The sequence below is a fragment of the uncultured Olsenella sp. genome, assembly GCF_959602185.1.
In the GTDB taxonomy this organism is placed as follows: Bacteria; Actinomycetota; Coriobacteriia; order Coriobacteriales; family Atopobiaceae; genus Olsenella_I; species Olsenella_I phocaeensis.
This window is the reverse complement of the sequence record NZ_CAUGRZ010000008.1, coordinates 1-24,167: the sequence shown is the minus strand read 5'-3', so window position 1 is coordinate 24,167 and position 24,167 is coordinate 1. Positions and strand designations below refer to the sequence as shown.

The following is a 24,167-nucleotide window of genomic DNA, read 5'->3' as shown; positions in this document are numbered from 1 at the left end:
GAAAAGGGTAGCCACATGTCAGACTTCAAGATCCGCGGCGTCGTGCCGCCCGTCGTCGTCCCCGACACCGAGGACCGCAGGCTGGACGTAGCCTCCTTCGAGCGCTCCATCGACCGCATGATCGACGCGGGCGTGGACGGCCTCTTCTTCCTGGGCTCCTCGGGAGAGGTGGTCTTCTCCACCGACGAGAGGCGCGACGAGGTCGTGCGCGAGGCGGTGCGCATCGTCGACCACCGCGTGCCCGTCCTGGTGGGCATCATCGACACCGAGACCGAGCGCGTGATCGAGCACGGGCGGCGCGCCCAGGAGCTGGGCGCCGACGCCCTCGTGGCCACCGCCCCCTTCTACGCGCTGGGCGGCATGGCAGACGTGGAGGAGCACTTCCGCATCCTCCACGAGGAGCTCGACCTGCCCGTCTTCGCCTACGACATCCCCGTCTGCGTCCACACCAAGCTCCCCTGGAAGCTCCTGGCCAAGCTGGGCGCCGAGGGCGTGCTCGCGGGCGTCAAGGACTCCTCGGGCGACGACATCTCGTTCCGCTACCTCTGCCAGGAGAACGAGAGGCTGGGTCACCCCCTGAGCCTCCTCACCGGCCATGAGATTGTCGTCGACGGCGCCTACCTCTCGGGCGCGGACGGCTCCGTCCCCGGCCTCGCCAACGTCGAGCCCCACGGCTACGTGCGCATGTGGAAGGCCGCCGAGGCGGGGGACTGGGCGACGGTCAAGGCCGAGCAGGACAAGCTCAACGACCTCAGCCACATCTTCGACGTCACCACGGGCGTCCAGGGCTTCGGCGGCGGCGTGGGCGCCTTCAAGACCGCCCTCATGCTCATGGGCGTGTACGAGTCCAACCAGATGCCCCGCCCGGTCAAGGCGCTCGAGGGCACCAACGTCGAGGCCATCCGCTCGGTGCTCGTGAGCTGTGGCCTCCTCGAGGCCTAGGCGAGAGGCGGCTCTCGCCCGAAGACGCAAGCCCGGGCGCGCTTGCGACGACGGCGCGCCTGCACCCCAGGAAGGAGTCCCATGGCAGCAGAGGCCAAGCGCGTCATCGCGCTCGACATCGGAGGCACCAAGATCGCCTCGGCCCTCGTGACGCTCCGCGCGGGCGAGGCGCCCCTCATCGAGCACTATGGCAAGGTTCCCACCGAGGCCAAGCTCGGTGGGCAGAGGGTGCTCGGGAACGCCATCGAATCCGCCCGTCGCGTCGCGGAGGCGGCGGTCGGCGGGCTGGACGGCATCGGCGTCTCGAGCGCGGGCGTCATCGACCCCGCGACGGGAGACGTCACCTACGCGAACGAGATCATGCCCGGCTGGGGCGGCACCCACCTGGGAGCCGAGCTCGCGCGCGAGCTCGGACTTCCCGCCCGCGTCCTGAACGACGTGCACGCCCATGCCCTGGGCGAGGCGCGCTGGGGCGGTGGCAAGGACGCCTCGAGCTGCCTGGTCGTCGCCGTGGGCACCGGCATCGGCGGTGCCTTCGTGCTGGGCGGCCACATCCTTCTGGGCGCCCACAACGAGGCGGGCCACGTGGGCCACGTGAGCTGCTCCGACGCCACCGGAGTCCCCTGCTCCTGTGGGGCGACGGGTCACCTCGAGCCCATCGCCGCAGGTCCCGGCATCATCGAGCGCTACCTCGAGCTGGGCGGCGATGCCACCCAGGCGGACGGCAGCCCCATGGACGGGGCCGAGATAGACCGCCGCGCGGCACGGGGCGACCAGGCCGCAAGGGACGCCGAGGCGCGCTCCGGCCATGCGATAGGCGAGGTCCTGGGCAGCATGTGCAACATGCTCGACCCCGACTGCGTCATACTCTCGGGCTCCGTCGCCCAGTGCGGGCCCGCCTGGCACGATGCCATGGAGCGCGGCTGGCACGAGGCGGTCATGCCGCCCGTGGCATCCACGCCCGTCCGCTCGGGCGAGCTGGGCGGCAACGCGCCCCTCATCGGCGCCGCCGAGAACGTAGTCCGCTCGGGCTACGCCGAGTTCGAGTAGGCAACGAGGGGGCCGTGCGAGGAGCGCGGCCCCACGTCTGGAGGAAGAAATGGAAGTCTCGCCCCTGGTCCAGTCGCTCAAGGGAAGGCTCGTCGTGAGCGTCCAGGCCTATCCCGGGGAGCCCCTGCGGCATCCCGAGACCATGGCCCAGATGGCGGAGGCCTGCGAGCAGGGTGGCGCCGCCGCCATCCGCTGCCAGGGCCTCTCTGACATCGCCGCCATCAAGGGCAGGGTCCAGGTGCCCGTCATCGGCCTCTGGAAGGAGGGGCACGAGGGCGTATACATCACGCCGACCCTGCGCCATGCCGTCGCCTGCGTCAACGCCGGCGCGGACGTCGTCGCCATAGACGCCACCGACCGGCCCCGTCCCGACGGGAGGACCTTCGCCCAGACGGTGGCGGACCTTCGCGCCCAGTGCGAGACCCTCGTCATGGCCGACTGCATGACCATCGACGACATACGCAACGCGGTGGCCGTCGGCTGTGACCTCGTGTCCACGACCCTCTCGCACAACAAGGCCGCCATCGATACCACCATGGACGACGGGCCCGACCTCCCGCTCCTGAGGCAGGCCACCGAGGAGTTCCCAGGCCTTCCCATCATCTGCGAGGGCCACGTGCACACGCCGGCGGACGCGGCGGCGGCCATCGGCGCCGGCGCCTGGGCCGTGGTCGTGGGGACGGGCATCACGCACCCCACGAGCCTCACCAAGTGGTTTCGCGCCGCGGTGGAGGGATGAGTCGGGGCCCTCGGGTCAGTTGCGGACTTCTCGCGTCTCAGGGTCCGCAGCTGACCTCCTGCTGGCGCGAGCCAGGCAGGGGTCTGGCCTGCCCTGGGCGCGCGTCGCAAACGGTTCGTTCGCGTGGGACGTCTAGCCGTACAATCAGGTGAGTCCGCAGCGCGGGCGGGGGAGGACCCCGCCCGCACCCCGTAGAGGGAGGGTCCATGGGAGCCGCAGTCAAGCCAAACGTGACCATCGACGACTGGGACAAGCTCGACGTCCGCGTGGGTCTGATCGAGCGCGTCGAGGACGTCAGGGGCTCCAAGAAGCTCGTTGCCCTCCACGTCGACTTCGGTGACTTCAAGCGCACCATCCTCACGGGGATGAGGGAGGAGCGCGAGGACTGCAAGGCCATCGAGGGGACCAAGACGCTCTTCCTCGTCAACATGGCCCCGCGCAAGATGGCGGGCATGGTGAGCGAGGGCATGCTCCTGGACATCGGCTACGAGGACGGGATCCCCTCGGTGCTCGCCACGCTCGAGCGGGACGTCCCCGCGGGCACGAGGCTCTGCTAGCCATGCCCAGCAGCAGCCAGCGCATGAGGGAGGCGGCCGCCGCCGACCGCGTTCCCGACATCGTCGTGATAACCGGGATGTCGGGCAGCGGCCGCACCCAGGCCCTGCACGTCTTCGAGGACATGGGCTACTACTGCATAGACAACCTGCCTCCCCGCCTCATCCTCGACCTCGCCCGCGTGGTGGGGATCAACGCCAACACCGGCCGTCACCTGGCCGTCACCTGCGACCTCAGGAGCCAGGGGCTCTTCGACGAGGTCACCGACGCCCTGGCGCAGCTCCGCGACCACGAGCTCAGCGTCAAGACCCTCTTCCTCGACTGCTCGGACGAGGTCCTGCTGCGCCGCTACGACGAGACCCGTCGCCGTCACCCCATCGCCCAGGAGGGCGAGACGACCGTTGCCGCCATAGCCCGCGAGCGCGCCGCGCTCGCGCCCATCCGCGACGAGTCCGACCTGGTCATCGACACGAGCCGCCTGCGCACGAACGCCCTGCGCAGCCGCATCAGGCACGCATTCTCGGAGCTCGACGAGCAGCAGCTCCTGGACGTGAGCGTCTTCAGCTTCGGCTTCAAGCACGGGCTCCCCGCCGAGGCCGACCTCATGATCGACGTGCGCTTCCTGCCCAACCCCTTCTACGACCCCGCCATGCGCGAGCTCACCGGCAACGACGCCCTGGTCACCGACTTCGTCATGCAGAACAAGGTGACGGCGGACTTCATGGTCGCCTGGAAGCGCCTCCTGGACGTGGCGATGCCGGGCTACGTGGCCGAGGGCAAGACCCAGCTCTCCATCGCCGTGGGCTGCACGGGCGGCCAGCATCGTTCCGTGGCCATCGCCAACGCGACTGCAGCCTACCTCACGGGGCAGGGCTACCGCGTCTCGCTTTCGCACCGCGACCTCCCCCTCGCCAACCGGAGGCCCTGATGGGCCTCGCGACGGTGCGGCACGGGGGTCGGTCGCAGCCCGCGCGCGTGGCCACTCTCGCCTGCGGGGGTGATGGGACATGTCGTTCACCGCGCAGGTGAAGGACGAGCTGTCGCGCGTGGAGGGGGAGTGCCCGCTCTGCGCCTACGCCCAGCTCTCGGCCATAACGCGCATCTGCGGCACGCTCTCCTTCAGGGGTCCGGGGCGCTACTCGATCCGCGTCTCGACCGAGACCGGCGCCGTGGCGCGCACCATGATCAAGCTCACCCACGAGCTCTTCGACCTCGAGACGCCTCTCACCGTGCGCCGCTCCAACCTGCACAAGGCCCGCAACTACCTCATAGAGATCCCCGAGCAGCGCGAGCTCGAGGCCGACCTCGTCCGCCTGGGCATCCTCCTGCCGGGCCGCGGCCTCGCGCCGGGCATCCCCTGGCAGCTCCTGCGCTCGGACCACTGCAGGCGCGCCTTCGTGCGCGGGGCCTTCATGGCCGGGGGCTTCATCGCGGACCCCAGGGGCGACTTCCACCTCGAGGTCGCGGTCACGGGCGAGGAGTTCGCCCGCGAGCTCGCCGACGTCCTGGAGGACCTGGGGGTCTCCGCCCGCCTCAACCGCCGACGCGGCTCCTTTGCGATCTACCTCAAGAGCTTCGACGAGATAGCCCGCCTCCTCGACGCCATGGGCGCGCGCCGCTCCACCCTCCTCGTCGACAAGGTGCGGCGCATGAAGTCGCTCAAGAACGACGTCAACCGCCGCGTCAACGCCGAGATGGCCAACCAGGCCCGCTCGACCGGTGCCGCGGCGGACCAGCTGGGCCTCATCGACCAGGCGGAGCGCGAGCCCGGGCTGCGCGCGCTGCCGCCGGCGGTGAGGGAGTTCTGCGCCCTCAGGAGGGCGCATCCCGAGAAGTCGCTGGCGGACCTCGGCGCCATGGCCGAGCCGCCGGCATCCAAGTCGGCCATGTACCATCGCCTCCTGCGCCTCCAGAAGATCGTGGGGGAGTCGCAGGGGGCGTAGCGCGTGCCCGTATGGGCAAGAGTCGCCCTGGCCACGGCACCTGACGAGGAGCGCGAGCGCGGCGTAGCGCGCGCCCGTGGGCGAGAGTCGCCCCCGTCCCGCCTGGAAGGTCCCTGCCGGCGCGCCGGACACGGTGGCGGGCCCGGGTACCTCTCGCCTGGCCATTCCAAATGCACCCCGAACAGTGGCCAACCGTGGGCGCGCCTCCAAATTCACCCCCATTTGGCTTTGGGCGACCGAGTTGCAGTTTTGTGGGTAAAATAGGGGCGTGCTTGTAAGAGTGTTGGCCACTCCCGAGGAACGGCCTCGGTTGGCCTCGCGAAAGGAGAAAGCATGGCAGTCAAGGTTGCTATCAACGGCTTCGGACGTATCGGTCGCCTCGCGTTCCGCCAGATGTTTGGCCACGAGGGCTCCGAGATCGTCGCCATCAACGACCTCACCTCGCCCGATATGCTCGCGTACCTCCTGAAGTACGATTCCACCCAGGGCAACTACGCCCGTGACCACAAGGTCGAGTCCACCGAGGATGCCATCATCGTCGATGGCAAGAAGATCACCATCTACAAGGAGGCGGACGCCAACAACCTGCCTTGGGGCGAGCTCGGCGTCGACGTCGTCCTCGAGTGCACCGGCTTCTACACCTCCAAGGCCAAGGCGCAGGCCCACATCAACGCGGGCGCCAAGAAGGTCGTCATCTCCGCTCCCGCGGGCAATGACCTTCCCACCATCGTCTTCAACGTCAACCACGAGCAGCTGACCGCGGACGACAACATCATCTCCGCCGCCTCCTGCACCACCAACTGCCTCGCCCCCATGGCCAAGGGCCTGAACGACTTCGCCCCCATCGTCAGCGGCATCATGACCACCATCCACGCCTTCACCGGCGACCAGATGGTCCTCGACGGCCCCCAGCGCAAGGGCAACAAGCGTCGCTCCCGCGCGGCCTCCGAGAACATCGTCCCCAACTCCACCGGCGCCGCCAAGGCCATCGGCCTGGTGCTCCCCGAGCTCAACGGCAAGCTCATCGGTGCCGCCCAGCGCGTCCCGACGCCGACCGGCTCCCTCACCAACCTCTATGCCGTCGTTGACAAGAAGGTCACCGTCGACGAGGTCAACGCTGCCATGAAGGCCTACGCCGAGACCATCCCCGAGACCTTCGGCTACAACGAGGACGAGATCGTCTCCCGCGACATCGTCGGCGAGACCCACGGCTCGATCTTCGACGCCACCCAGACCATGGTCCAGGACCTCGGCAACGGCCAGAGCCTCGTCCAGGTCACCTCTTGGTACGACAACGAGAACTCCTACACCTCTCAGATGGTCCGCACCATCAAGTACTTCGAGAAGTTCGTTGCCTAGCCACTAGGCACCCTCGGTTCTGCAGGGGCGCGGCCGCTGGCCCACGGGTCGCAGCCGCGCCCCTTTCTTGCACGGAGTCGCATCGATCGCCGCAGCAGAAGGAGTGAGCATGGCTTTTACCAAGAAGACCGTCCGCGACGTGGACGTCGACGGCAAGCGCGTCATCATGCGCGTCGACTTCAACGTCCCCCTGAAGGATGGCGTCGTCACCGATGACACGCGCGTCCGCGCCGCCATCCCCACCATCAAGTACCTCAAGGAGCACAACGCCGGCATCGTCCTCATGAGCCACCTCGGACGTCCCAAGGGTGACGGTCCCGAGCCCGAGCTCTCGCTGAAGCCTGCCGCAGACAAGCTCGCCGAACTCACCGGATACGAGGTCAAGTTCGTGGACGACACCTACGGCGAGAAGGCGGCCGCCGCCGTCGCCGAGGTCAAGCCCGGTGACATCCTGGTCCTCGAGAACGTCCGCTTCCTCAAGGCCGAGAAGAAGAACGACCCCGAGGTCGCCAAGAAGCTCGCCTCCTATGGCGACATCTTCGTCCTCGACGCCTTCGGCACCGCCCACCGCGCCCAGGGCTCCGTCGTCGGCCCGGCCGAGTTCATCCCCGCCGTCGCCGGCTTCCTGCTCGAGAAGGAGGTCGACACCCTGACCTCGATCTTCGCCGAGCCCGAGCGCCCCTTCGTCGCCATCGTGGGCGGCTCCAAGGTCTCCAGCAAGATCGGCGTCCTCGACCACCTCATCGACTCCGCCGACACCCTCATCATCGGCGGCGGCATGGCCTACACCTTCTTCCTGGCCAAGGGCTACAGCGTGGGCACCTCCCTCAAGGAGGAGGACTGGATCGAGCGCGCGGGCGAGATGCTGAAGAAGGCCGAGGCCAAGGGCTGCAAGATCCTGCTTCCCGTCGACAACGTGGTCGCCGACCACTTCGGCGAGGACGCCACGGGCGAGGTCGTCGACTCCGACAAGATTCCCGACGACCGCATGGGCATGGACATCGGGCCCAAGACCGTCGAACTCTACTGCGAGGCCGTCAAGGCCGCCAAGACCGTCTTCTGGAACGGCCCCATGGGCGTCTTCGAGATGGACCAGTTCGCCAAGGGCACCGAGGCCGTCGCCCGTGCCATCGCGGACTCCGACTGCACGTCCATCATCGGCGGCGGTGACTCCGTCGCGGCAATCAACAAGTTTGGCCTGGCCGACAAGATGAGCTGGATCTCCACTGGCGGCGGCGCCTCCATGGAGCTCGTCGAGGGCAAGGCCCTTCCCGGAGTGGAGGCGCTTCTCGATGCGTAACAGGATGATCGCCGGCAACTGGAAGATGAACAAGAGCTACTCCGAGGGCGTCGTCCTGGCTCAGGGCCTGGCCCGCGAGCTCGAGGGCGGCACGGGAGACGTCGACGTCGTCGTCTGCCCCCCGACGGTCGACCTCAAGGGCGTCGCAACCGTCATCGAGCAGGAGAGCGCGCCCTTCTCGCTTGGCGCCCAGAACGCCTACTTCGAGGAGTCTGGCGCCTACACCGGAGAGACCGCTCCCTCGATGTTGACCGACATCGGCGCGACCTACTGCATCATCGGCCACTCCGAGCGTCGCGGCTACTTCGGCGAGACCGACGAGGACATTAACAAGAAGGCCAAGGCCCTGATGGCCCATGGCATCGTGCCCATCAGCTGCTGCGGCGAGTCCCTCGAGGTCCGCGAGGCGGGCAAGCACGTCGAGTTCGTCGTGGACCAGATCAAGAAGGACACCGAGGGCCTCGTCATCGACGATCCTTCGAAGTACGTCGTCGCCTACGAGCCCATCTGGGCCATCGGCACCGGCAAGACCGCCACGGCCGACGACGCCCAGGAGGTCTGTGGCGCCATCCGCAAGACCCTGGCCGAGGTCTTCGGCCAGGAGGTGGCCGACGGCATCCGCGTGCTCTACGGCGGCTCCGCCAAGCCCGAGAACGTGGCCGGTTTCCTCGAGAAGGAGGACGTGGACGGCGCGCTCGTTGGTGGCGCGTCCCTCAAGGCGGACTCCTTCGCCGCCATGGTCAAGGCGGCCATCTAGGGGGACGGTCCCTCTCGCCCAAGGAGGCCTGGGCCCCGGCACGGAGGTGTCGGGGCCCATTTTTTGTGGGCGGGACCGACGCGCGTGGGGCGAGCGTCGGCAGGCTTGGGGCTGCCGTCGATTCTATGGCAGTTGGTAACGGCCTTGACTCATGTGGTAAGCTAACCAATCGATGTAGTTGCACCATCCGTGGGCACATAAAAAGGAGCACTTCGTGGGCGTTCTGAACACCATCCTTCTGGTCATCCTGGCACTCTCGGCCGTCCTGACGGTCATCCTCATCCTCATGCACTCCGGGAAGGGGACCGGGGTCTCGGACATGATCGCCTCCTCCATGTACAACTCGGCCGCCGGCTCGGGGGTCTGGGAGAAGAACCTCGACCGCCTCACCGTCATCACCGCGGTCGTCTTCGGTGTCACCGTCTGCGTCATGGCGTTGACCTTCCCGCTGGGCACCATCTAGGCTCTTGCGCGCACGGCCCGTCTTCCGCCCCTGGGCGCGTGGACGGGCCGTTATCTCTGCCGCGTCTCGTGCCGTGGTAGGATTTTGCACGTTGTGTTCTTGCGTGCCCTGGCTCCCGGCCCACCCGAGGCCCGACGCGAAGGCATGCTGCTTGCGCCTCTGGCTGGGCGGACGTGCCGCCACGGAAGCGCATTCTGCAGAAGAGGGACGTGGTCGCATCGCCGTCGCGTCCTCGTGCGCCCCCGGGGCGCGCGAAGCGAAGTGAGGAGCGTCCATGGCGCGATTCGTCGGGTACATAGCCAAGCGTGTGGCGAGCTACATAGTCATGATCTTCGTGGCGACCTCGCTCACGTACTTCCTGGCATCGGCCTTCATGAGCCCGCGATCCAACTACGAGTCCCGCACTCCCAGGCCACCGCAGGAGTCCATTGAGGCGTCGCTCGACGCCACCAACCTCAACGACAAGACCCCCATCCTCCAGCGCTACCAGAGGTGGCTGGGCGGCATCGTCACCAGGTGGGACTGGGGTCAGACGCCCACCGGCGTCTCGGTGAACGAGGAGATGTCCTCGCGCATCGGCGCCTCTGTGGAGCTGATGTCGCTCGCCACCATCATCTCCATCGTGGTGGGCGTGAGCCTGGGCGTGTACACCGCCCAGCGGCAGTACCAGTGGCAGGACCGCTTCCTGGGCGGCATGGCCTCGCTCTTCATGGTCATCCCCACCGTCGTCCTGGCCATCCTCATCGTGTTCGCGGCCATCGAGATAAACCAGGCGGCGGGGTCGCGCCTCTTCTACGTGACGGGCCTCTCCAGCTACGAGGGCGGCAATCCCCTCATGACCTTCCTCGACTTCCTCCAGCACATCCTGCTGCCCACCGTGGTGCTCACCATCATCAGCTCCGTGGGCTACCACCTGGGCCAGCGCACCTACCTCCTGGACGAGATGCACGCCGACTACGTGCGCACCGCCCGCGCGAAGGGCCTCACCAAGAAGCAGGCCATCCGCAAGCACGCCCTGCGCGCCTCGCTCATCCCCACGGCCGTCTCGGTGGCCTTCTCCATCGCCGGCATCTTCACGGGCGCCGTCATGACCGAGAAGATCTTTGCCATCCACGGCCTGGGCGAGTACTTCATCAACTGCATCAACAACAACAACATCCATGGCGCCGTGGCCGTCGCGGCGTTCAGCGGGGCCTGCACGCTCGTGGGCGCGCTCCTGGCGGACCTCTTCGCCGCCGCGCTCGACCCCCGCATCAAGATGAGCTAAGGAGAGCGCGATGTCAGACGAAATCAGGCAGGACGCTCCCCAGGCGGAGGGCGACGCACGGCAGGCCGGCGACGGGGAGGGCAGGCAGCTCACCAACGCCGAGCTCGAGCTCCTCGCCGACAAGATGGGCGGCTCCGGCGGCGAGGTCAAGCGCATAGGCTACCTCTCGCTCATCGGCAGGCGCTTCGTGCGCCAGCGCAGCGCCATGGTGGGGCTGGTGATCCTCGTCCTGCTGGTGCTGATGGCCATCTTCGGTCCCCACGTCACCCCCTTCACCTACACCGACCCGGACTTCACCTCCCTCAACGTGCCGCCCAACGCCACGCACTGGTTTGGCACCGACGGCGGCGGCTTCGACCTCTTCGCCTGCGTGGTGCACGGCCTGGGCCGCTCCCTCGTCATCGGCGTCATCTACTCGGTGCTCACCACCGTCATCGCGGCCGTGGTGGGAACCTCCATCGCCTACGTGCGCGGCGTCCCCGAGAAGATCGGCATGTGGTTCCTGGACATGCTGCTCATCATCCCGAGCTTCCTCCTCGTAGCCATGGTCGTCCGCGCCGCCAGCGGCACCCAGGGCTGGGTCACGCTCATCGTGGGCCTCACCGCCTTCGGCTGGATCGGCTACGCCCGAACCCTGCGCACCATGGCCCTCTCGCTGCGCGAGCGCGACTACGTGCGCGCCGCCAAGTACATGGGCGTGTCCCCCTTCAAGACCATCGTGCGCCACCTCATCCCCAACCTGGGCTCCATCCTCATCCTGGACACCGTGCTGGGCGTGATAGGCGGCATCAACTCCGAGACCGCCTACAGCTTCCTGGGCCTGGGCATCAAGGCCCCCGACACCTCGCTGGGCTACCTGCTGAGCCAGGGCTCCTCCGCAATGCTCTCGGCCCCCTGGATCGTCCTCATCCCCTCCGCCGTGCTGATCGTGCTCTGCGTGAGCATGCAGCTCATCGGCGACGGCCTGCGCGACGCCATCGACCCGTACTCGCGCGCCGCGGGAAGCGTCGAGGACGAGGCCGAGCAGGAGGAGGCACCGGAGCCCGCGGGCAACTAACGCCAGCACGCGGCGCGGCGCCCCGCCGGGTGCCGTCCGCCAACCCCAAGACACGTTACGGAGCGAGATATGGCCGAGAAGGCAAACGACAGCACGAGGGGCACGTGGGTTCCCCAGGACGACGTGATTCGCTACGAGCTCCTCGAGGGCAACGGCCCCAAGGGCGCGCCCCAGGGCGACCCCATCATGAGCGTGCGCAACCTCAAGGTCTCCTTCGCCACCGAGGCCGGCAGGGTCGACGCCGTCCGCGGGGTCAACTTCGACCTGTGGCGCGGGCGCACCTTGGGCATCGTCGGCGAGTCGGGCTCGGGCAAGTCGGTCACCGCCCTCTCGCTCATCGGGCTCCTGGACGACAACGCCAAGGTGGGCGGCTCCGTCAAGTTCGACGGCGAGGAGCTCGTGGGCAAGTCGGACGAGCAGATGGCGGCCTTCCGCGGCAAGTCCATCTCGATGATTTTCCAGGACCCCCTGAGCGCCCTCACGCCCATGTTCACCATCGGCGAGCAGCTCGAGGAGACCCTCCTCATCCACAATCCGCAGATGGGCAAGCAGGAGCTCCGCGCGCGCTGCGTCGAGCTCCTGCGCATGGTGGGTATCACCAATCCCGAGGAACGCCTGGACGCCTACCCGCACGAGTTCTCGGGCGGCATGCGCCAGCGCGTGGTCATCGCCATCGCCATCGCCAACGACCCCGACGTGATCATCGCCGACGAGCCCACCACGGCCCTCGACGTGACCATCCAGGCCCAGATTCTGGACGTCCTGGCCGTGGCCCAGCGCGAGACGGGCGCCGCCGTCGTGCTGATCACCCACGACCTGGGGGTCATCGCCGGTACCGCAGACGACGTCCTGGTGATGTACGCCGGGCGTGCCGTCGAGCGCGCGAGCATCGACACCATCTTCGACCAGCCCTCGCAGCCCTACACCATGGGCCTTTTGGGCGCCGTGCCCAAGCCCCACGTGGCGGCCGAGCATCGCCTGGTCCCCATCAAGGGCAACCCGCCCTCGCTGGCCGCCATCCCCAAGGGCTGCCCCTTCTCCCCCCGCTGCCCGATGGCGAGCGGGAAGTGCTTTGAGGTCGAGCCCGTCCTCGAGCCCTTCGACGCCGCCAAGGGCCACCTCGTCAGCTGCCACAAGCTCGCGGAGATCCGCGAGCGCCACCTGAGCTTCCAGGAGGTCTACCCCGAGCTCGAGCCCCTGCCCGCAAAGTGGGCGGAGGTCCCCCGCGACCAGCGCCCGGTGGTCCTCGAGGTCAAGGACCTGGTGAAGACCTTCCCGATCCAGGGCAAGGGCCTCATCCGCCGCGACCGGGGCACCATGTGCGCGGTCGACCACGTGAGCTTCAAGATCCACGAGGGCGAGACGCTTGCGTTGGTGGGCGAGTCAGGCTCCGGCAAGTCCACCACCCTCATGCAGATCATGGACCTCGTGAGGCCCGAGCACGGCAGCATCGAGGTGCTGGGCCGCGACATCGCGACCCTGCGCAACAACCGCGAGAGGCGCGAGCTCAGGCGCGACCTGCAGGTCATCTTCCAGGACCCCATGAGCTCGCTTGACCCCCGCATGCCCATCTACGACGTGCTGGCCGAGCCCCTGCGCGCGCAGAGGTGGTCCGCGAAGGACATCAACTCCCGCATCGGCGAGCTGATGCACCTCGTCGGCATCAACCCGGACTACGTCGACCGCTTCCCCAGCCAGTTCTCCGGCGGCCAGCGCCAGCGCATCGCCATCGCCCGCGCCCTGGCCACGCGCCCCAAGATCCTCCTGCTCGACGAGCCCATCGCCTCCCTGGACGTCTCGATCCAGGCCGGCATCATCAACCTGCTCGAGGACCTGCAGGTGCAGCTCAAGATCTCGTACCTCTTCGTCGCCCACGACCTTGCCGTCATCCGCCACATCTCCGACAGCGTCGCCGTGATGCACCTGGGCAAGATCGTGGAGCAGGGCGATACCGAGGAGGTCTTCACCAACCCGCAGGACCCCTACACCAAGGCCCTGCTCTCGGCCATCCCCATCCCCGACCCCAAGGTGGAGCGCTCCCGCGAGCGCCTGGTCTACCAGGACGGGAAGCTCGTCTCGTCCTCGAGCCTCTTGCCCACGCTGGAGGGGTAGGGGAGAGGTCCCTCCTCCGCCTGCCGTGGTCTCCCTTGGGGAGAGGCATTCGGAGCTGGGGCGCACTTTGCTGGATTCCCAGGGCGGTCCGCGACGCTGCGGGCCGCCCTGCGCTATGTTGTTGGGGTCGAACGGCCCATCCCAATGCGCAGGCGCTGCGCGAACGGAGGATCAGATGGCAGAGAGCTACAAGTCCCGCGCGGACGTCCCCGAGAGGTACACCTGGGACACCAGCGGGCTCTTCGTGGGCGACGAGGCGGCCGACGCCGCGTTCGAGGAGGTGCGGGCGCTTCCCGCCGAGCTGGAGTCATGGAAGGGCAGGGCGCTCGAGAGCGCGGAGGGGCTTCTCGCCTTCCTCCGCCTCGAGGACGAGGTCACGATCAAGGTGGCCCGCCTCTACGAGTACGCCGCCCGCAAGGCCGACGAGGACACCCGCGTCGGGCGCTACCAGGACATGCTCGCCCGCCAGCGCTCGCTCATGGCAAGCGTGGACGCGGCGAAGTCCTGGTTCGAGCCGGCGCTCCTCTCGCTTGACGAGGCCACGCTGGACGCGTGGTGCGAGGAGTGCGAGGGCCTGGGGACGTACCGCCGCGCGCTGGACAAGATCCGAGCCCTCGCCAAGCACGTGCTCACGCCCGAGCTCGAGGCGCTCTTGGCCAAGGCCCAGGAGATGGCCGCCAGCCCCGAGGTCGGCTTCTCCATGCTGAACGACGCCGACCTGCGCTTCGCCGACGCGCTCGACTCCAAGGGAGAGGCGCACCCCATCACGCACGGCAGCTACGGCACGGCGCTGATCAGCCCCGACCGCACGCGGCGCGAGAACGCCTACAAGAGCGTCTACGGCAGCTATCGTGGCGTGCGCAACACCTCGGCGGCCCTCCTTGCCGCCCAGATGAAGCAGCTCGAGTTCTTCGCCACCGCCCGTGGCTACAAGAACACCCTAGATGCCTCCCTCGCCCCCACCGAGGTGCCCCGCGCCGTCTATGAGTCCCTCATCGAGTCCGTGCACAGGAACGCCCCCGCCATGCACCGCTACATGGCGCTGAGGGCCCGTGCCCTGGGCCTCGAGCAGGCCCGCTACTGGGACGTCTACGTGCCCATAGTCAAGATGCCGGAGCGCCGCTACAGCTTCGAGGAGGCCTGCGACCTCATGCTCGAGGCCCTGGCGCCCCTGGGCGAGGACTACCTCGCCGTGGTGAGGCGTGCCATAGACGAGCGCTGGATCGACGTGTACGAGACCCCGGGCAAGGCGAGCGGCGCCTACTCCTCCGGTGGCCGCGGCCTCACGCCCCTCATCCTCCTCAACTTCATGGGCACCCTGGAGGACGTCTTCACCCTGGTGCACGAGATGGGACACTCGCTCCACACCTACCTGGCCAGCAAGGCGCAGCCCACGCGCTACGCCGACTACGAGATGTTCGTGGCGGAGGTGGCGTCCACCACCAACGAGATGCTCCTCATGCGCTACCTGCTCGACCATGCGGCAGACGACGCGGAGCGCGCCTACCTCCTCGACGACCTCTGCGGCAAGTTCAAGGGCACGCTCTACCGTCAGACCATGTTCGCGGAGTTCGAGATGCTCGCCAACGACGCCTCCCAGGCGGGGGAGGGGGTCGGAGCGGAGGCCAACAGCAGGCGCTACCGTGCCCTCAACGAGCTCTACTACGGGCCCGCCGTCCTGACGGACGAGGACATCGCCCTGGAGTGGTCCCGCATCCCGCACTTCTACTACGACTACTACGTCTACGTCTACGCGACGAGCTTCGCCGCGGCCGTGGCGCTCTCGGACAAGATCCTGGCCGATGGCGCGCCGGCGGTCGAGCGCTACCTGGGCTTCCTCGCGGGCGGCAGCTCGAAGCCCCCGCTGGAGCTGCTCGCCGGGGCGGGGGTCGACATGGCCTCCGGCAAGGCGGTCGACGACGCGCTGGTGCGCTTCGGCCAGGTCGTGGACGAGCTGGATGGCCTGATCTAGCGACGGGCCGCAGGGCGGGTCACCTCGCGGCCCCTTTGTCCCAGTACACAAGCTTGTAACAATCGGGCAGGGATTTTTTTATCTTTTTGAAATAAAATGTGAACAGGCATCCGTCGGGGTGCATGCATTTCGCCGTGCGCACGTCGCGCAGGAAATTGGAGGAGAAATGATTTCTAACATCGTCTCGCGTCGCTCGTTCGTGGGCATGGCCGGTGCGGCTGCGGCTCTCGCCGGCCTCGGACTTGCAGGCTGCGGCGGTTCGGGCAACTCCGGCAGCGGCTCCGCCGGCGCCGACACGGGCGTCGAGCCCCAGAACGGCTCGCCCGCAACCACTCCCATCGACCAGCTGCCCCTGCCCGAGAAGGGCAAGACCTACGACAACCCGCTCAGCCGCGACAAGGTCAAGGACGGCGGCACCCTCGTGCTCCCCGTCACCGAGGTCGGCCCTGACTTCAACTACTTCAGCGTGAACGGCAACACCGTCTACATCTACTGGTTCTGGTACTTCTACATGCCCACGCTCTTCACGGTGGACGCCACGGCCTCCGCGTTCACGCCCAACCCCAACTTCGTCGCGTCCGCGTCGGCCGACATGGTGGACGGCAAACAGGTTGCCACCATCACCCTTGCCGACAAGGCGAACTTCAACGACGGCACGCCCATCGACTGGCGCTCCATCGAGGCCGTCTGGAAGTGCTGCAGCGGCGCCGACGAGAACTACACCCCCTCCTCGACCGACGGCTTCGTCCAGGTCGAGAGCGTGGTCAAGGGCGAGACGGACAAGCAGGCCGTCATCACCTTCTCCCAGCCGTACTACCCCTGGCAGAACCTCTTCCAGAGGGTCCTGCACCCCTCCGCGGCGACGGTCGACGCCTTCAACAACGGCTGGGTGAACAACCCGCACAACGAGTGGGCGGCCGGTCCCTTCGTCGTCGACAGCTCCGACGAGACCCAAATCACCTTCAAGCGCAACGAGAAGTGGTGGGGCGACGAGGCCAAGCTGGAGACCGTCACCTTCAAGCAGATGGAGTCCCAGGCGATGTTCAACGCCTTCAAGAACGGCGAGATCGACGCCACCGAGCTGGGCGCCTCCGGCACCGGCGAGATGCTCTCCAACTTCGTGGGCATGGAGAACACCGAGATCCGTCGCGCCGACTCCAAGTCCATCGCCGTCATCGAGGTCAACTCCACCCGCGAGGGCCTGAAGGACGAGGCCGTGCGCAAGGCCTTCATGCAGTGCATCAACACCGAGACCATCGTCGGCATCGTCTACCAGGGAGTCAACTGGAAGGAAGACCGCATGGGCTCGCTGGTGATCGCCCCCTGGATGGATGGCTACGAGAACAACCTGCCCGAGGATGTTGCCGCCAACACCACCGCCGAGGCCCAGGCCGAGGCCGCCAAGAAGACCCTCGAGGCCGCTGGCTACGAGATGGGCTCCGACGGCTACTACGCCAAGGACGGCAAGCAGGTGACCTTCTCCTTCACCGCCATCGGTGACTCCAACGTGGTCAAGAACCGTGCCGCAGCCATCCAGAAGATGGCCAAGGACGCCGGCATGAACCTGACCATCGACAACAAGCCCTCCTCCGAGTTCTCCAAGACCCTCACGGGCGGCGAGTGGGACACCATCCTCTTCGGCTGGTCCTCGGGCTCCGCCTCCTACAACAACGGCGGCCAGATCTTCGGCTCCCAGAGCTCCTCGAACTTCACCCACTGCGGCAACGCCGAGCTCGACGCCAAGTTCCTCGCGGTCACCGGCATCGCCGACCACGCCGAACAGATGAAGGCCTTCAACGCGGCCGAGAAGGAGGCCCTGAAGTCCTACGCCTTCATCCCCCTGTTCGCTGGCGCAGACGCCATCGCCTGCAAGGCCGGCCTTGCCAACTGGGGTCCCGCGCTTCTGAAGGACATCGTCGCCGAGAACGTCGGCTGGGCCAAGGAGTAGCGTCCAAGACGGCATCCGCCGATGCCTCTGGGTTGGGGTCCCCTTGGCCTCAGCCCAGGCAAAAAAGTTGTTGCCACGGGGCAAAGGCGGATGCTATAGTACTCTTTGCTGCGACGCAGCAAGCCATGTCGGAGTGGCGGAATTGGCAGACGCGCTAGCTTGAGGTGCTAGTGACTGACTAAAAGGTCGTGCGGGTTCAAGTCCCGCCTCCGACACCAGAGAATGCGAGAGGCCCCTTCGGTGGGCCTCTCTTCTTATGTATGCTTCCTCTGTGTGGCCTTGGTTGGCGCCGAGCGAGGCGCGTGACTTTGGGGGCGGAAGATGGCGAGAGGCGAGTTGGTGCGTCGCGTGGACGGCATCGGCCAGGGCAGCGTCAACGGGGCGCTGGCCGCCCTCCTCTCGCTCACGAGCGACGCCGTCCTCGCCTTCGACGGCCTGGGCAGGGTCCTCCTCGCCAACGAGCGGGCAGAGAGGCTCCTCTCGCACGCGCCCGACGGGCTCGTGGGGCAGGACGTCCGCTCCCTTTTCCCGCCGGCGGTGGGGGCGGCGCCCAGGACGCCCTTCTCGCCCACGGACCTGCCCTTCGCCCTGGACGGGAGCGCGGGGTCGGTGCTGTGCCTGCGCCCCGATGGCTACTCCGCCGACCTGGCGATTCGCTGCATGCGCCTCCCCTCCGCCGGGGACACCTACCTCCTCGTGGCGCGCCAGGCCGATTCGGCGCAGGCCGCCAGGGGCGAGCACGAGCGCCTGGTGGGGGAGCTGTCGCGCGCGAACAAGAGACTCTCCGGCACGCTGCGCATCGTGCTCGAGACCCTGGGCTCGGGCGACGTCACGACCCTCTTCGACCGCGTGCTTGAGGAGGTCACCAGCACCATGGAGGCTTCCGGCACGGTCTTCTACGTGGCCGAGCCCGACGGGTACCACCTGCGAGGCGTGAGCTCCAGCCTGGGGGGCGTGCGCGTGCCGCGCTTCCTGCCGGCGGGCAGCACCCTCGAGGCCCTGAGCGTCCGCGCCCGCGAGGCGCTGCGCCTGCGCGTGCTGGCTCCCGGCAGGGAGGAGCTCCGGCGTGGCAGGCTCACCCAGCGCGAGCTCGTCAACGAGGAGACCCGCGAGGTCTATCGCGTGCGCGCGAGCCACCTGCCGCCCTTCTCGAGCCTCATCTGCGTTCCCGTGTGGTTCGGCGGGCACGTCATTGCCCTCATCGAGGTGGGCTGGCAGCAGGCGCACGTCACGAGGCGCGAGGACGGGGAGCTCCTGGACGCCGTGACGCAGTACCTCTCGGTGCAGCTCGTGGGCGCGTTCTCGGCATTGCGCACGCACAAGGAGGAGGAGCTTCGCGAGCTGGGCATACAGCTGCACGACCACGTCCTCGCCGCGGACGACGCCCGCGCCGCCACCAACGAGGCCACGGAGCGCGTCTGCAGGAGCCTGGGGGTGGCCGTGCTGCCGCTCGTGCCCCCCGGGGACGGCGGTACGGGGTTCTCGCTCGAGCTACCGGGAGGGGAGCCCAGGCGGATCGACCCGGACCTCGACGCCCTTTTGGGCAAGCACGCCGCAGACCAGGCGGTCGTCCTCCCGCTCCGCCTTGCGCCGAGCCTCCAGGAATGGCTGCAGGAGCAGGGGATGTCCCCCCTCGGTGCGCTGGTGGACCTGGGGACGCTCTGGGGCGAGCGTCGGGTCGTGCTGCTCTCGCGTCCCGCCGACGGCGAGCCCCTGGACGACGTCGAGATCGCCTTCCTGCGCACCGTGGCCCAGGGGCTGGGCGACATCTCGCGCGGGGAGGAGGAGCGCCGCCAGGACCGCCGCATCTCGCAGGCGCTGCAGACGGGCATGAGAAACGAGCTCCAGCGGGTGCCGGGCATCACCGCGCAGGGCATCTACTCGTCCGCCACCGCCACTGCCGTCATAGGCGGGGACTTCTACGACCTCATCCGCCTGCCCGACCAGCGCTCCTGCGTGATCATGGGCGACGTGAGCGGCAAGGGGGTCGAGGCCGCCTCGGTCTCGGCGGCGGTGAGGACGGCACTGGGCGCCTACTCCTGGCAGGGTCTGAGCCCCGCCCGGATGGTGCGCCTGCTCAACGACTTCCTCCTGGGCTTCTCGAGGCTCGAGACCTTCGCCACGCTCTTCGTGGGCGTGTGCGACCTCGCCGCAGGCACCCTGACCTACTGCTCGGCGGGGCATCCGCCTGCGATCCTGGTGCGTGCGGGCTCCTGCCAGGTGGAGACCCTGGACGTGCAGTCCGGTGTGGTGGGGGCCTTCCACGAGATGCGCTACCGCAACGGCTCCGTGCGCCTGGAGCCGGGGGACATGCTCCTGCTCTACACCGACGGGACGACCGAGGCTCGCGCGACGGATGGTTCCTTCTTCGGGGAGGACGGCTTGCGTGACGCGGTGATGAGCGAGTTTCCCCGTGGCTTCGAGGGCGTGCTCGACCGACTGCTGAGCCATCTGGACAGCTTTACCGAGCGCCACCTGGACGATGACGTGGCCATGGTGTCGTTGCGCTTCGACGACGTGCGGGGGGCGGGGGAGTAGCCGGTGCGCGCCTGCCATGAGGCGGGAGTGGCCCGGACGCGGCTGCCGCGAGGAGGGGGCGGGGGCAGGACGTGCCCACAAGCCGTGCGCGAGGCACGCGGCTTCGGGCGGTTTGGCCGATTCTCTCGCCTCGCGCGCGTTTGCGCCCGTCCGTTTTGGGCAAAAGAGCCACATGGAGGAGCATTCCAACATAGCCCTGGTGCCGGTTGACCATGACCTCGACGTGAGCTCGGTCGACGAGGTGAGGCGAACGCTCGACGGCCTCATCGACGGAGGCTGCCGGCGCATCGTGCTCAACCTCTCGGGCATGAGCTTCGTGGACTCGGCGGGGATGGCACTCATCTTCAGGGAGGTCCGCCGCATGAGGCAGGTGGGGGGCCTCATGTCCATCACCAATGCGAGCGACCGCGTCCTGCGCTCGCTGCGCATCGCCCGGCTGGTCGACTTCGCGCCCGTGTCTGGCTGCGGCGACCGCCCCCAGGTCCAGGAGCTGGACCCCGGCGTGTTGCCCGAGTGGCGCTCGACCCTCTCCATCGACCCGACGGACCTCGCGGGGTCGCGCCGCAGGGTGGAGGGGATGCTCGCGAGGCTGAACCTTGCCGCAGATGCCGCCTTCGACCTCACGTTGGCGGTGGGGGAGGCCATGGGCAACGCGGTGGATCACACTGACGGCCATTGCGCCCTGGTGACGGTGGCTCGCTACCCTGATCGCGCCGTCGTGGAGGTGAGCGACTGCGGCTGCGGCTACGAGCTGGGGCCTGACGGAGACCTGCCCGAGGTCTCTGATTCGGGCGAGAGGGGCCGCGGGATCCGGCTGATGCGCCTCCTGGCGGACGCGGTGACCATCGCGCGAAAGCCCTCCGGGCGCGGGACCGTGGTGAGGATCGTGAAGCTGCTGGCGTAGGGTCGCGGCACTAGGTCCTCGGGCGGGGCGGCTTCGGTCAAATAGAGGAGGGCGACCATCGAAGCGGCCGCCCTCTTGCATTCGTTGGAGGCGAGACCCGGATTCGAACCGGGGATAAAGGCTTTGCAGGCCTCTGCCTTACCACTTGGCCATCTCGCCGTATGAAAAAGGCCGATCGAAACCGGCCTTCTAGTTCGCATGGAGCGGGCTACGGGGTTCGAACCCGCGACCTCCACCTTGGCAAGGTGGCGCGCTACCAACTGCGCCAAGCCCGCGAACGCGAGGAATAATATACGTGACCGTCTCAGGGGATGCAAGCCCGAATTTTGAAAATCTTTCTTCGTCTGGCAAAATCGCAGCTAGATATGGATAAAAAACTTTTGAATCGACCTGCCCCGCGCCGCTGCGCTATGCTCGAAGGGTCGCCCGCGTCGCGCCTTGCCTGAAGGGCGCCTGGCGCGCGACCGCGGAGTCCCGGCCAGCGCCTGGCCTCAGGCCACGACCCCGACCAACCCTGGCCTCGGGCCTCGAGTCCGGCCAGTGCCCGATTCCGACCAACCCCGAACCCGGTCTGCACCGATTCCAGCCCAGAAGACGGAGCCGCATGCTTCTCAACATCCTCCTCCTGCTCGTCATCCTCCTAGTCGTGCGCGGCATCGCCCGCCTCGTCAGGTGGTTCCTCCTGTGGCTCGGCCGAGGCCGACGGCTGGATGGCGCCGTGGACATGCGCCGCATCAACCAGGACGCCGTCCGGGCCGACATAGAGGCCGAGAACGCGGCCGCTGGCGTCGAGCGACTCACGCGAGCCCAGCAGGCAGAGGTCATCGCCGCCCAGCTCATGGACCGCGAGCTCTTCCTGGCCGACCTGCACGTGGGCTGGTACCAGGTGGTCATCATCTTCGTGATCGGCTCCATGGCAGGCCTCGTCCTCGAGGAGCTCTGGATGCTCATCACGGCCGGGCTCACCCAGAGCCGCGTGGGGCTGGTATGGGGACCGTTCTCGCCTTTGTACGGCTTCGGCGCCGTGCTGCTCACCCTCGTGAGCTTTGGCCTGCGGGAGAGGGGCGCGCGCGACTGGCAGGTCTTCCTCGCCTCCCTGGCCCTGGGAGGTGCGCTCGAGCAGCTGACCGGCTGGGGCATGCAGACCCTGTTCAGCGCAGAGTCCTGGACCTACGCCCACCTGCCCGACCACATCACCCAGTGGGTCGCCTGGCGCTTCCTCGTCGCCTGGGGGCTCCTCGGGCTGGTGTGGGCCAAGCTCATCATGCCCGAGGCCCTGTACCGCATCGGCAGCCCCACGACGCGACGGCAGGTCGTCTTCGTGGTGCTCCTCGCCGCCTACCTGGCGTTGGACATCCTCATGACCGTGGCGTGCTTCCAAAGGAGGGCCGAGAGGGACGCCGGCATCCCGCCCCTCAACGCCTTCGAGGCCTGGGTGGACGTCCACTACACCGACGAGTTCATGTCGAACCGCTTCCAGAACCTCGTGGTGGGGAGGGAGCTGTGACGGCCTCGGCTGGTGGGAACATGGGAGAGGAGCGCTCGCCCGTGCCTCCCACGACGCGCGGCACGGGGGTTGACGTCGCCCCTTGCGAGGCCTACTTGGACTACGCGGCCGCCACGCCCCTCGACCCGCGCGTCCTCGAGGCGATGCTGCCTTACCTTACGGAGCGCTTCCACAACCCCTCGTCGCCCTACGCCGCCGCGCGCCGCGTGCGTGCCGACGTCGAGGACGCCCGCCGTCGCCTGGCGCTGGTGCTAGGCGCCCGTGCAGATGGCATCACCCTGACCTCAGGGGCCACCGAGGCCAACAACCTGGCCTTCGCCGCGACGGACGGACACGTGGTCACCGATGCCATCGAGCACCAGAGCGTCCTGCGCGTCGCCGAGGGACGGCCGCACACGCTGGTGGGGGTCGCCGCGGACGGGCGCGTGGACGCCCATGCCATGGCCGCCGCCATCACGTCCCAGACCGAGCTCGTGAGCCTCGAGCTGGCAAACGGCGAGGTGGGCTGCGTCCAGCCCGTGCGCGAGCTTGCACGGCTGGTCGCGGCGGAGCGCCGGCGCAGGCTCGAGGCGGGGGAGCCGCGCCAGCTCCTGCTGCACGTGGACGCCTCCCAGGCGACGGGTCAGCTGGCCGTGAACGTCTCGTCCCTCGAGGCGGACATGGTCACCGTGTCGGCGGCGAAGATCTATGGCCCCAAGCAGGTGGGCCTGCTCTGGTGCTCCGACCGCGTGCGCCTGCGCCCGCTGGTGCTGGGGGGCGGGCAGGAGCGCGGCGTGCGCTCCGGGACGGAGAACGTCGCCGGCATCGTAGGCTTCGCGCGGGCGTTGGAGCTCGCGGAGGCCCTGCGCCGGGAGGAGGAGGCGCGCCTGCGCGGCTTGCGACAAGGCATGGAGGCCGAGCTGCGCCGCGAGCTGCCCTGGTGCGTGGTGAGCGGTCCCAGGCAAGAGAGGCTGCGCCTGCCCGGGCTGCTGCACCTCTCGCTTCCCGGACTCGAGGCCCAACGCCTGGTCGTGCTGCTCGAGCGCGAGGGCGTCAGCGTGGGCACGGGCTCGGCCTGCGCGGCGAGCAAGATGCGGGCGTCCCACGTGCTCGAGGCGCTGGGGATGCCGCCGACCCTCTCTCAGGGGAGCCTGAGGCTCACGCTGGGCCGGCCCAGCACGCCCGAGGAGGTCGCGTACGGCACGCGGGCCATCGTGCGCTGCGTGCGGTCCGAGACGGTGCGCCTCGGCCTGGATGACGCTGCGATGTCGGAGCGCGCGGCGGCGCTGGGGGCCGCGGGCGGACGATGGCGGGGAGGCAGGGGCTGATGGCGAAGACGGTGTGCCTGGGCATGAGCGGGGGCGTTGACTCCGCGCTGGCGGCCGTGCTCCTCGTGGAGCAGGGCTTCGACGTGCGTGCGGTGTACATGCGCAACTGGTCGCGCGACCTGCCGGGGTTCCGCTGCCGCTGGGCGGACGACCTGGCGGACGCCGAGCGTGTCGCGGTGACGTTGGGCATCGGCCTCGAGGTCTGGGACTGCGAGGAGGAGTACCGGCGCACGGTGGTCGACTATCTCGTCGACGCTTACGCTCGCGGCCTCACGCCTAACCCCGACGTGATGTGCAACCAGACCGTGAAGTTTGGGACCTTTGCCCAGCGCGCGCTGGCGGAGGGCGCGGACTACGTGGCCACGGGCCACTACGCGCGCGTGGGCTCGCAGCTGGGCGAGGGGGGCGCGCCGTCCGGGGTCGCGGCGGCGATGCCGCAGGCGGGCG

General features: G+C 68.4%; 19 protein-coding genes, 3 tRNA genes and 1 pseudogene. 21 read left to right on the top strand and 2 right to left on the bottom strand.

Annotated features, from left to right (window positions below; genetic code table 11):
* Positions 1 to 15: 15 nt before the first annotated feature.
* From Q5923_RS06660 to Q5923_RS06575, 18 genes are all read left to right on the top strand, one after another.
* On the top strand, positions 16 to 942 hold the full coding sequence (locus Q5923_RS06660; protein WP_303132996.1) for a dihydrodipicolinate synthase family protein: 927 nt from the start codon (positions 16 to 18) through the stop codon (positions 940 to 942).
* Positions 943 to 1,023: 81 nt separating this feature from the next.
* Positions 1,024 to 1,992 carry an ROK family protein gene (locus Q5923_RS06655; protein ID WP_303132994.1) on the top strand — a complete coding sequence of 323 codons (969 nt, stop codon included), beginning with the start codon at positions 1,024 to 1,026 and terminating at the stop codon, positions 1,990 to 1,992.
* A 49-nt stretch (positions 1,993 to 2,041) separates the two neighbouring features.
* Positions 2,042 to 2,731: an N-acetylmannosamine-6-phosphate 2-epimerase gene (locus Q5923_RS06650; protein ID WP_062529759.1), complete on the top strand. Its 690-nt coding sequence runs from the start codon at positions 2,042 to 2,044 to the stop codon at positions 2,729 to 2,731.
* A 206-nt stretch (positions 2,732 to 2,937) separates the two neighbouring features.
* Positions 2,938 to 3,288 (top strand): tRNA-binding protein, encoded by a 351-nt coding sequence (locus Q5923_RS06645; protein ID WP_303132992.1) that lies wholly within the window; start codon positions 2,938 to 2,940, stop codon positions 3,286 to 3,288.
* 2 nt (positions 3,289 to 3,290) lie between these two features.
* Positions 3,291 to 4,214 (top strand): RNase adapter RapZ, encoded by a 924-nt coding sequence (gene rapZ, locus Q5923_RS06640; RefSeq protein WP_062529763.1) that lies wholly within the window; start codon positions 3,291 to 3,293, stop codon positions 4,212 to 4,214.
* Between the two features lie 79 nt (positions 4,215 to 4,293).
* Positions 4,294 to 5,229 (top strand): DNA-binding protein WhiA, encoded by a 936-nt coding sequence (gene whiA / locus Q5923_RS06635; protein WP_009277828.1) that lies wholly within the window; start codon positions 4,294 to 4,296, stop codon positions 5,227 to 5,229.
* Between the two features lie 333 nt (positions 5,230 to 5,562).
* Positions 5,563 to 6,588, top strand: a complete 1,026-nt coding sequence (gap, locus tag Q5923_RS06630; RefSeq protein ID WP_009277827.1) for a type I glyceraldehyde-3-phosphate dehydrogenase — start codon at positions 5,563 to 5,565, stop codon at positions 6,586 to 6,588.
* Positions 6,589 to 6,697: 109 nt separating this feature from the next.
* Positions 6,698 to 7,888: a phosphoglycerate kinase gene (gene pgk / locus Q5923_RS06625; RefSeq protein ID WP_009277826.1), complete on the top strand. Its 1,191-nt coding sequence runs from the start codon at positions 6,698 to 6,700 to the stop codon at positions 7,886 to 7,888.
* Entirely contained in the window at positions 7,881 to 8,645 is a 765-nt protein-coding gene (gene tpiA, locus Q5923_RS06620) for a triose-phosphate isomerase (RefSeq protein ID WP_303132987.1), read from the top strand. Before pgk ends, tpiA begins: the two co-directional genes overlap by 8 nt.
* A 214-nt stretch (positions 8,646 to 8,859) precedes the next feature.
* Positions 8,860 to 9,108: a preprotein translocase subunit SecG gene (secG, locus tag Q5923_RS06615; RefSeq protein WP_009277824.1), complete on the top strand. Its 249-nt coding sequence runs from the start codon at positions 8,860 to 8,862 to the stop codon at positions 9,106 to 9,108.
* A 274-nt stretch (positions 9,109 to 9,382) separates the two neighbouring features.
* Positions 9,383 to 10,375 carry an ABC transporter permease gene (locus tag Q5923_RS06610; RefSeq protein WP_009277823.1) on the top strand — a complete coding sequence of 331 codons (993 nt, stop codon included), beginning with the start codon at positions 9,383 to 9,385 and terminating at the stop codon, positions 10,373 to 10,375.
* 10 nt (positions 10,376 to 10,385) lie between these two features.
* A complete protein-coding gene (locus Q5923_RS06605; RefSeq protein WP_009277822.1) occupies positions 10,386 to 11,432 on the top strand; it encodes an ABC transporter permease in 1,047 nt (348 codons plus the stop codon).
* 69 nt (positions 11,433 to 11,501) lie between these two features.
* The gene (locus Q5923_RS06600) at positions 11,502 to 13,544 is read left to right on the top strand and encodes an ABC transporter ATP-binding protein (protein ID WP_303132983.1); all 2,043 of its coding nucleotides are present in this window, start codon (positions 11,502 to 11,504) and stop codon (positions 13,542 to 13,544) included.
* Positions 13,545 to 13,719: 175 nt separating this feature from the next.
* On the top strand, positions 13,720 to 15,516 hold the full coding sequence (gene pepF, locus Q5923_RS06595; RefSeq protein ID WP_303132981.1) for an oligoendopeptidase F: 1,797 nt from the start codon (positions 13,720 to 13,722) through the stop codon (positions 15,514 to 15,516).
* Between the two features lie 166 nt (positions 15,517 to 15,682).
* Positions 15,683 to 17,464, top strand: a complete 1,782-nt coding sequence (locus tag Q5923_RS06590) for an ABC transporter family substrate-binding protein (RefSeq protein WP_303132980.1) — start codon at positions 15,683 to 15,685, stop codon at positions 17,462 to 17,464.
* Positions 17,465 to 17,591: 127 nt separating this feature from the next.
* A tRNA-Leu gene (locus Q5923_RS06585) sits at positions 17,592 to 17,682 on the top strand.
* Positions 17,683 to 17,785: 103 nt separating this feature from the next.
* Positions 17,786 to 20,002 carry a SpoIIE family protein phosphatase gene (locus Q5923_RS06580; RefSeq protein WP_040656635.1) on the top strand — a complete coding sequence of 739 codons (2,217 nt, stop codon included), beginning with the start codon at positions 17,786 to 17,788 and terminating at the stop codon, positions 20,000 to 20,002.
* A gap of 172 nt (positions 20,003 to 20,174) precedes the next feature.
* Positions 20,175 to 20,906: an anti-sigma factor antagonist gene (locus Q5923_RS06575; protein ID WP_303132978.1), complete on the top strand. Its 732-nt coding sequence runs from the start codon at positions 20,175 to 20,177 to the stop codon at positions 20,904 to 20,906.
* An 85-nt stretch (positions 20,907 to 20,991) separates the two neighbouring features.
* Here Q5923_RS06575 and Q5923_RS06570 read toward each other — a convergent pair.
* Both Q5923_RS06570 and Q5923_RS06565 read right to left on the bottom strand, forming a co-directional pair.
* A tRNA-Cys gene (locus tag Q5923_RS06570) sits at positions 20,992 to 21,065 on the bottom strand.
* Between the two features lie 40 nt (positions 21,066 to 21,105).
* Positions 21,106 to 21,181: transfer RNA gene (locus Q5923_RS06565), tRNA-Gly, on the bottom strand.
* Between the two features lie 329 nt (positions 21,182 to 21,510).
* On the opposite strand from Q5923_RS06565, the gene Q5923_RS06560 reads away from it, so the two are divergent.
* From Q5923_RS06560 to Q5923_RS06550, 3 genes and pseudogenes are all read left to right on the top strand, one after another.
* A complete protein-coding gene (locus Q5923_RS06560; protein WP_009277816.1) occupies positions 21,511 to 22,413 on the top strand; it encodes a putative ABC transporter permease in 903 nt (300 codons plus the stop codon).
* A complete protein-coding gene (locus tag Q5923_RS06555; protein ID WP_303132976.1) occupies positions 22,410 to 23,720 on the top strand; it encodes a cysteine desulfurase family protein in 1,311 nt (436 codons plus the stop codon). Before Q5923_RS06560 ends, Q5923_RS06555 begins: the two co-directional genes overlap by 4 nt.
* A pseudogene (locus tag Q5923_RS06550) lies at positions 23,720 to 24,167 on the top strand (tRNA 2-thiouridine(34) synthase MnmA); the annotation flags it as partial. The gene Q5923_RS06555 and the pseudogene Q5923_RS06550, both read left to right, overlap by 1 nt.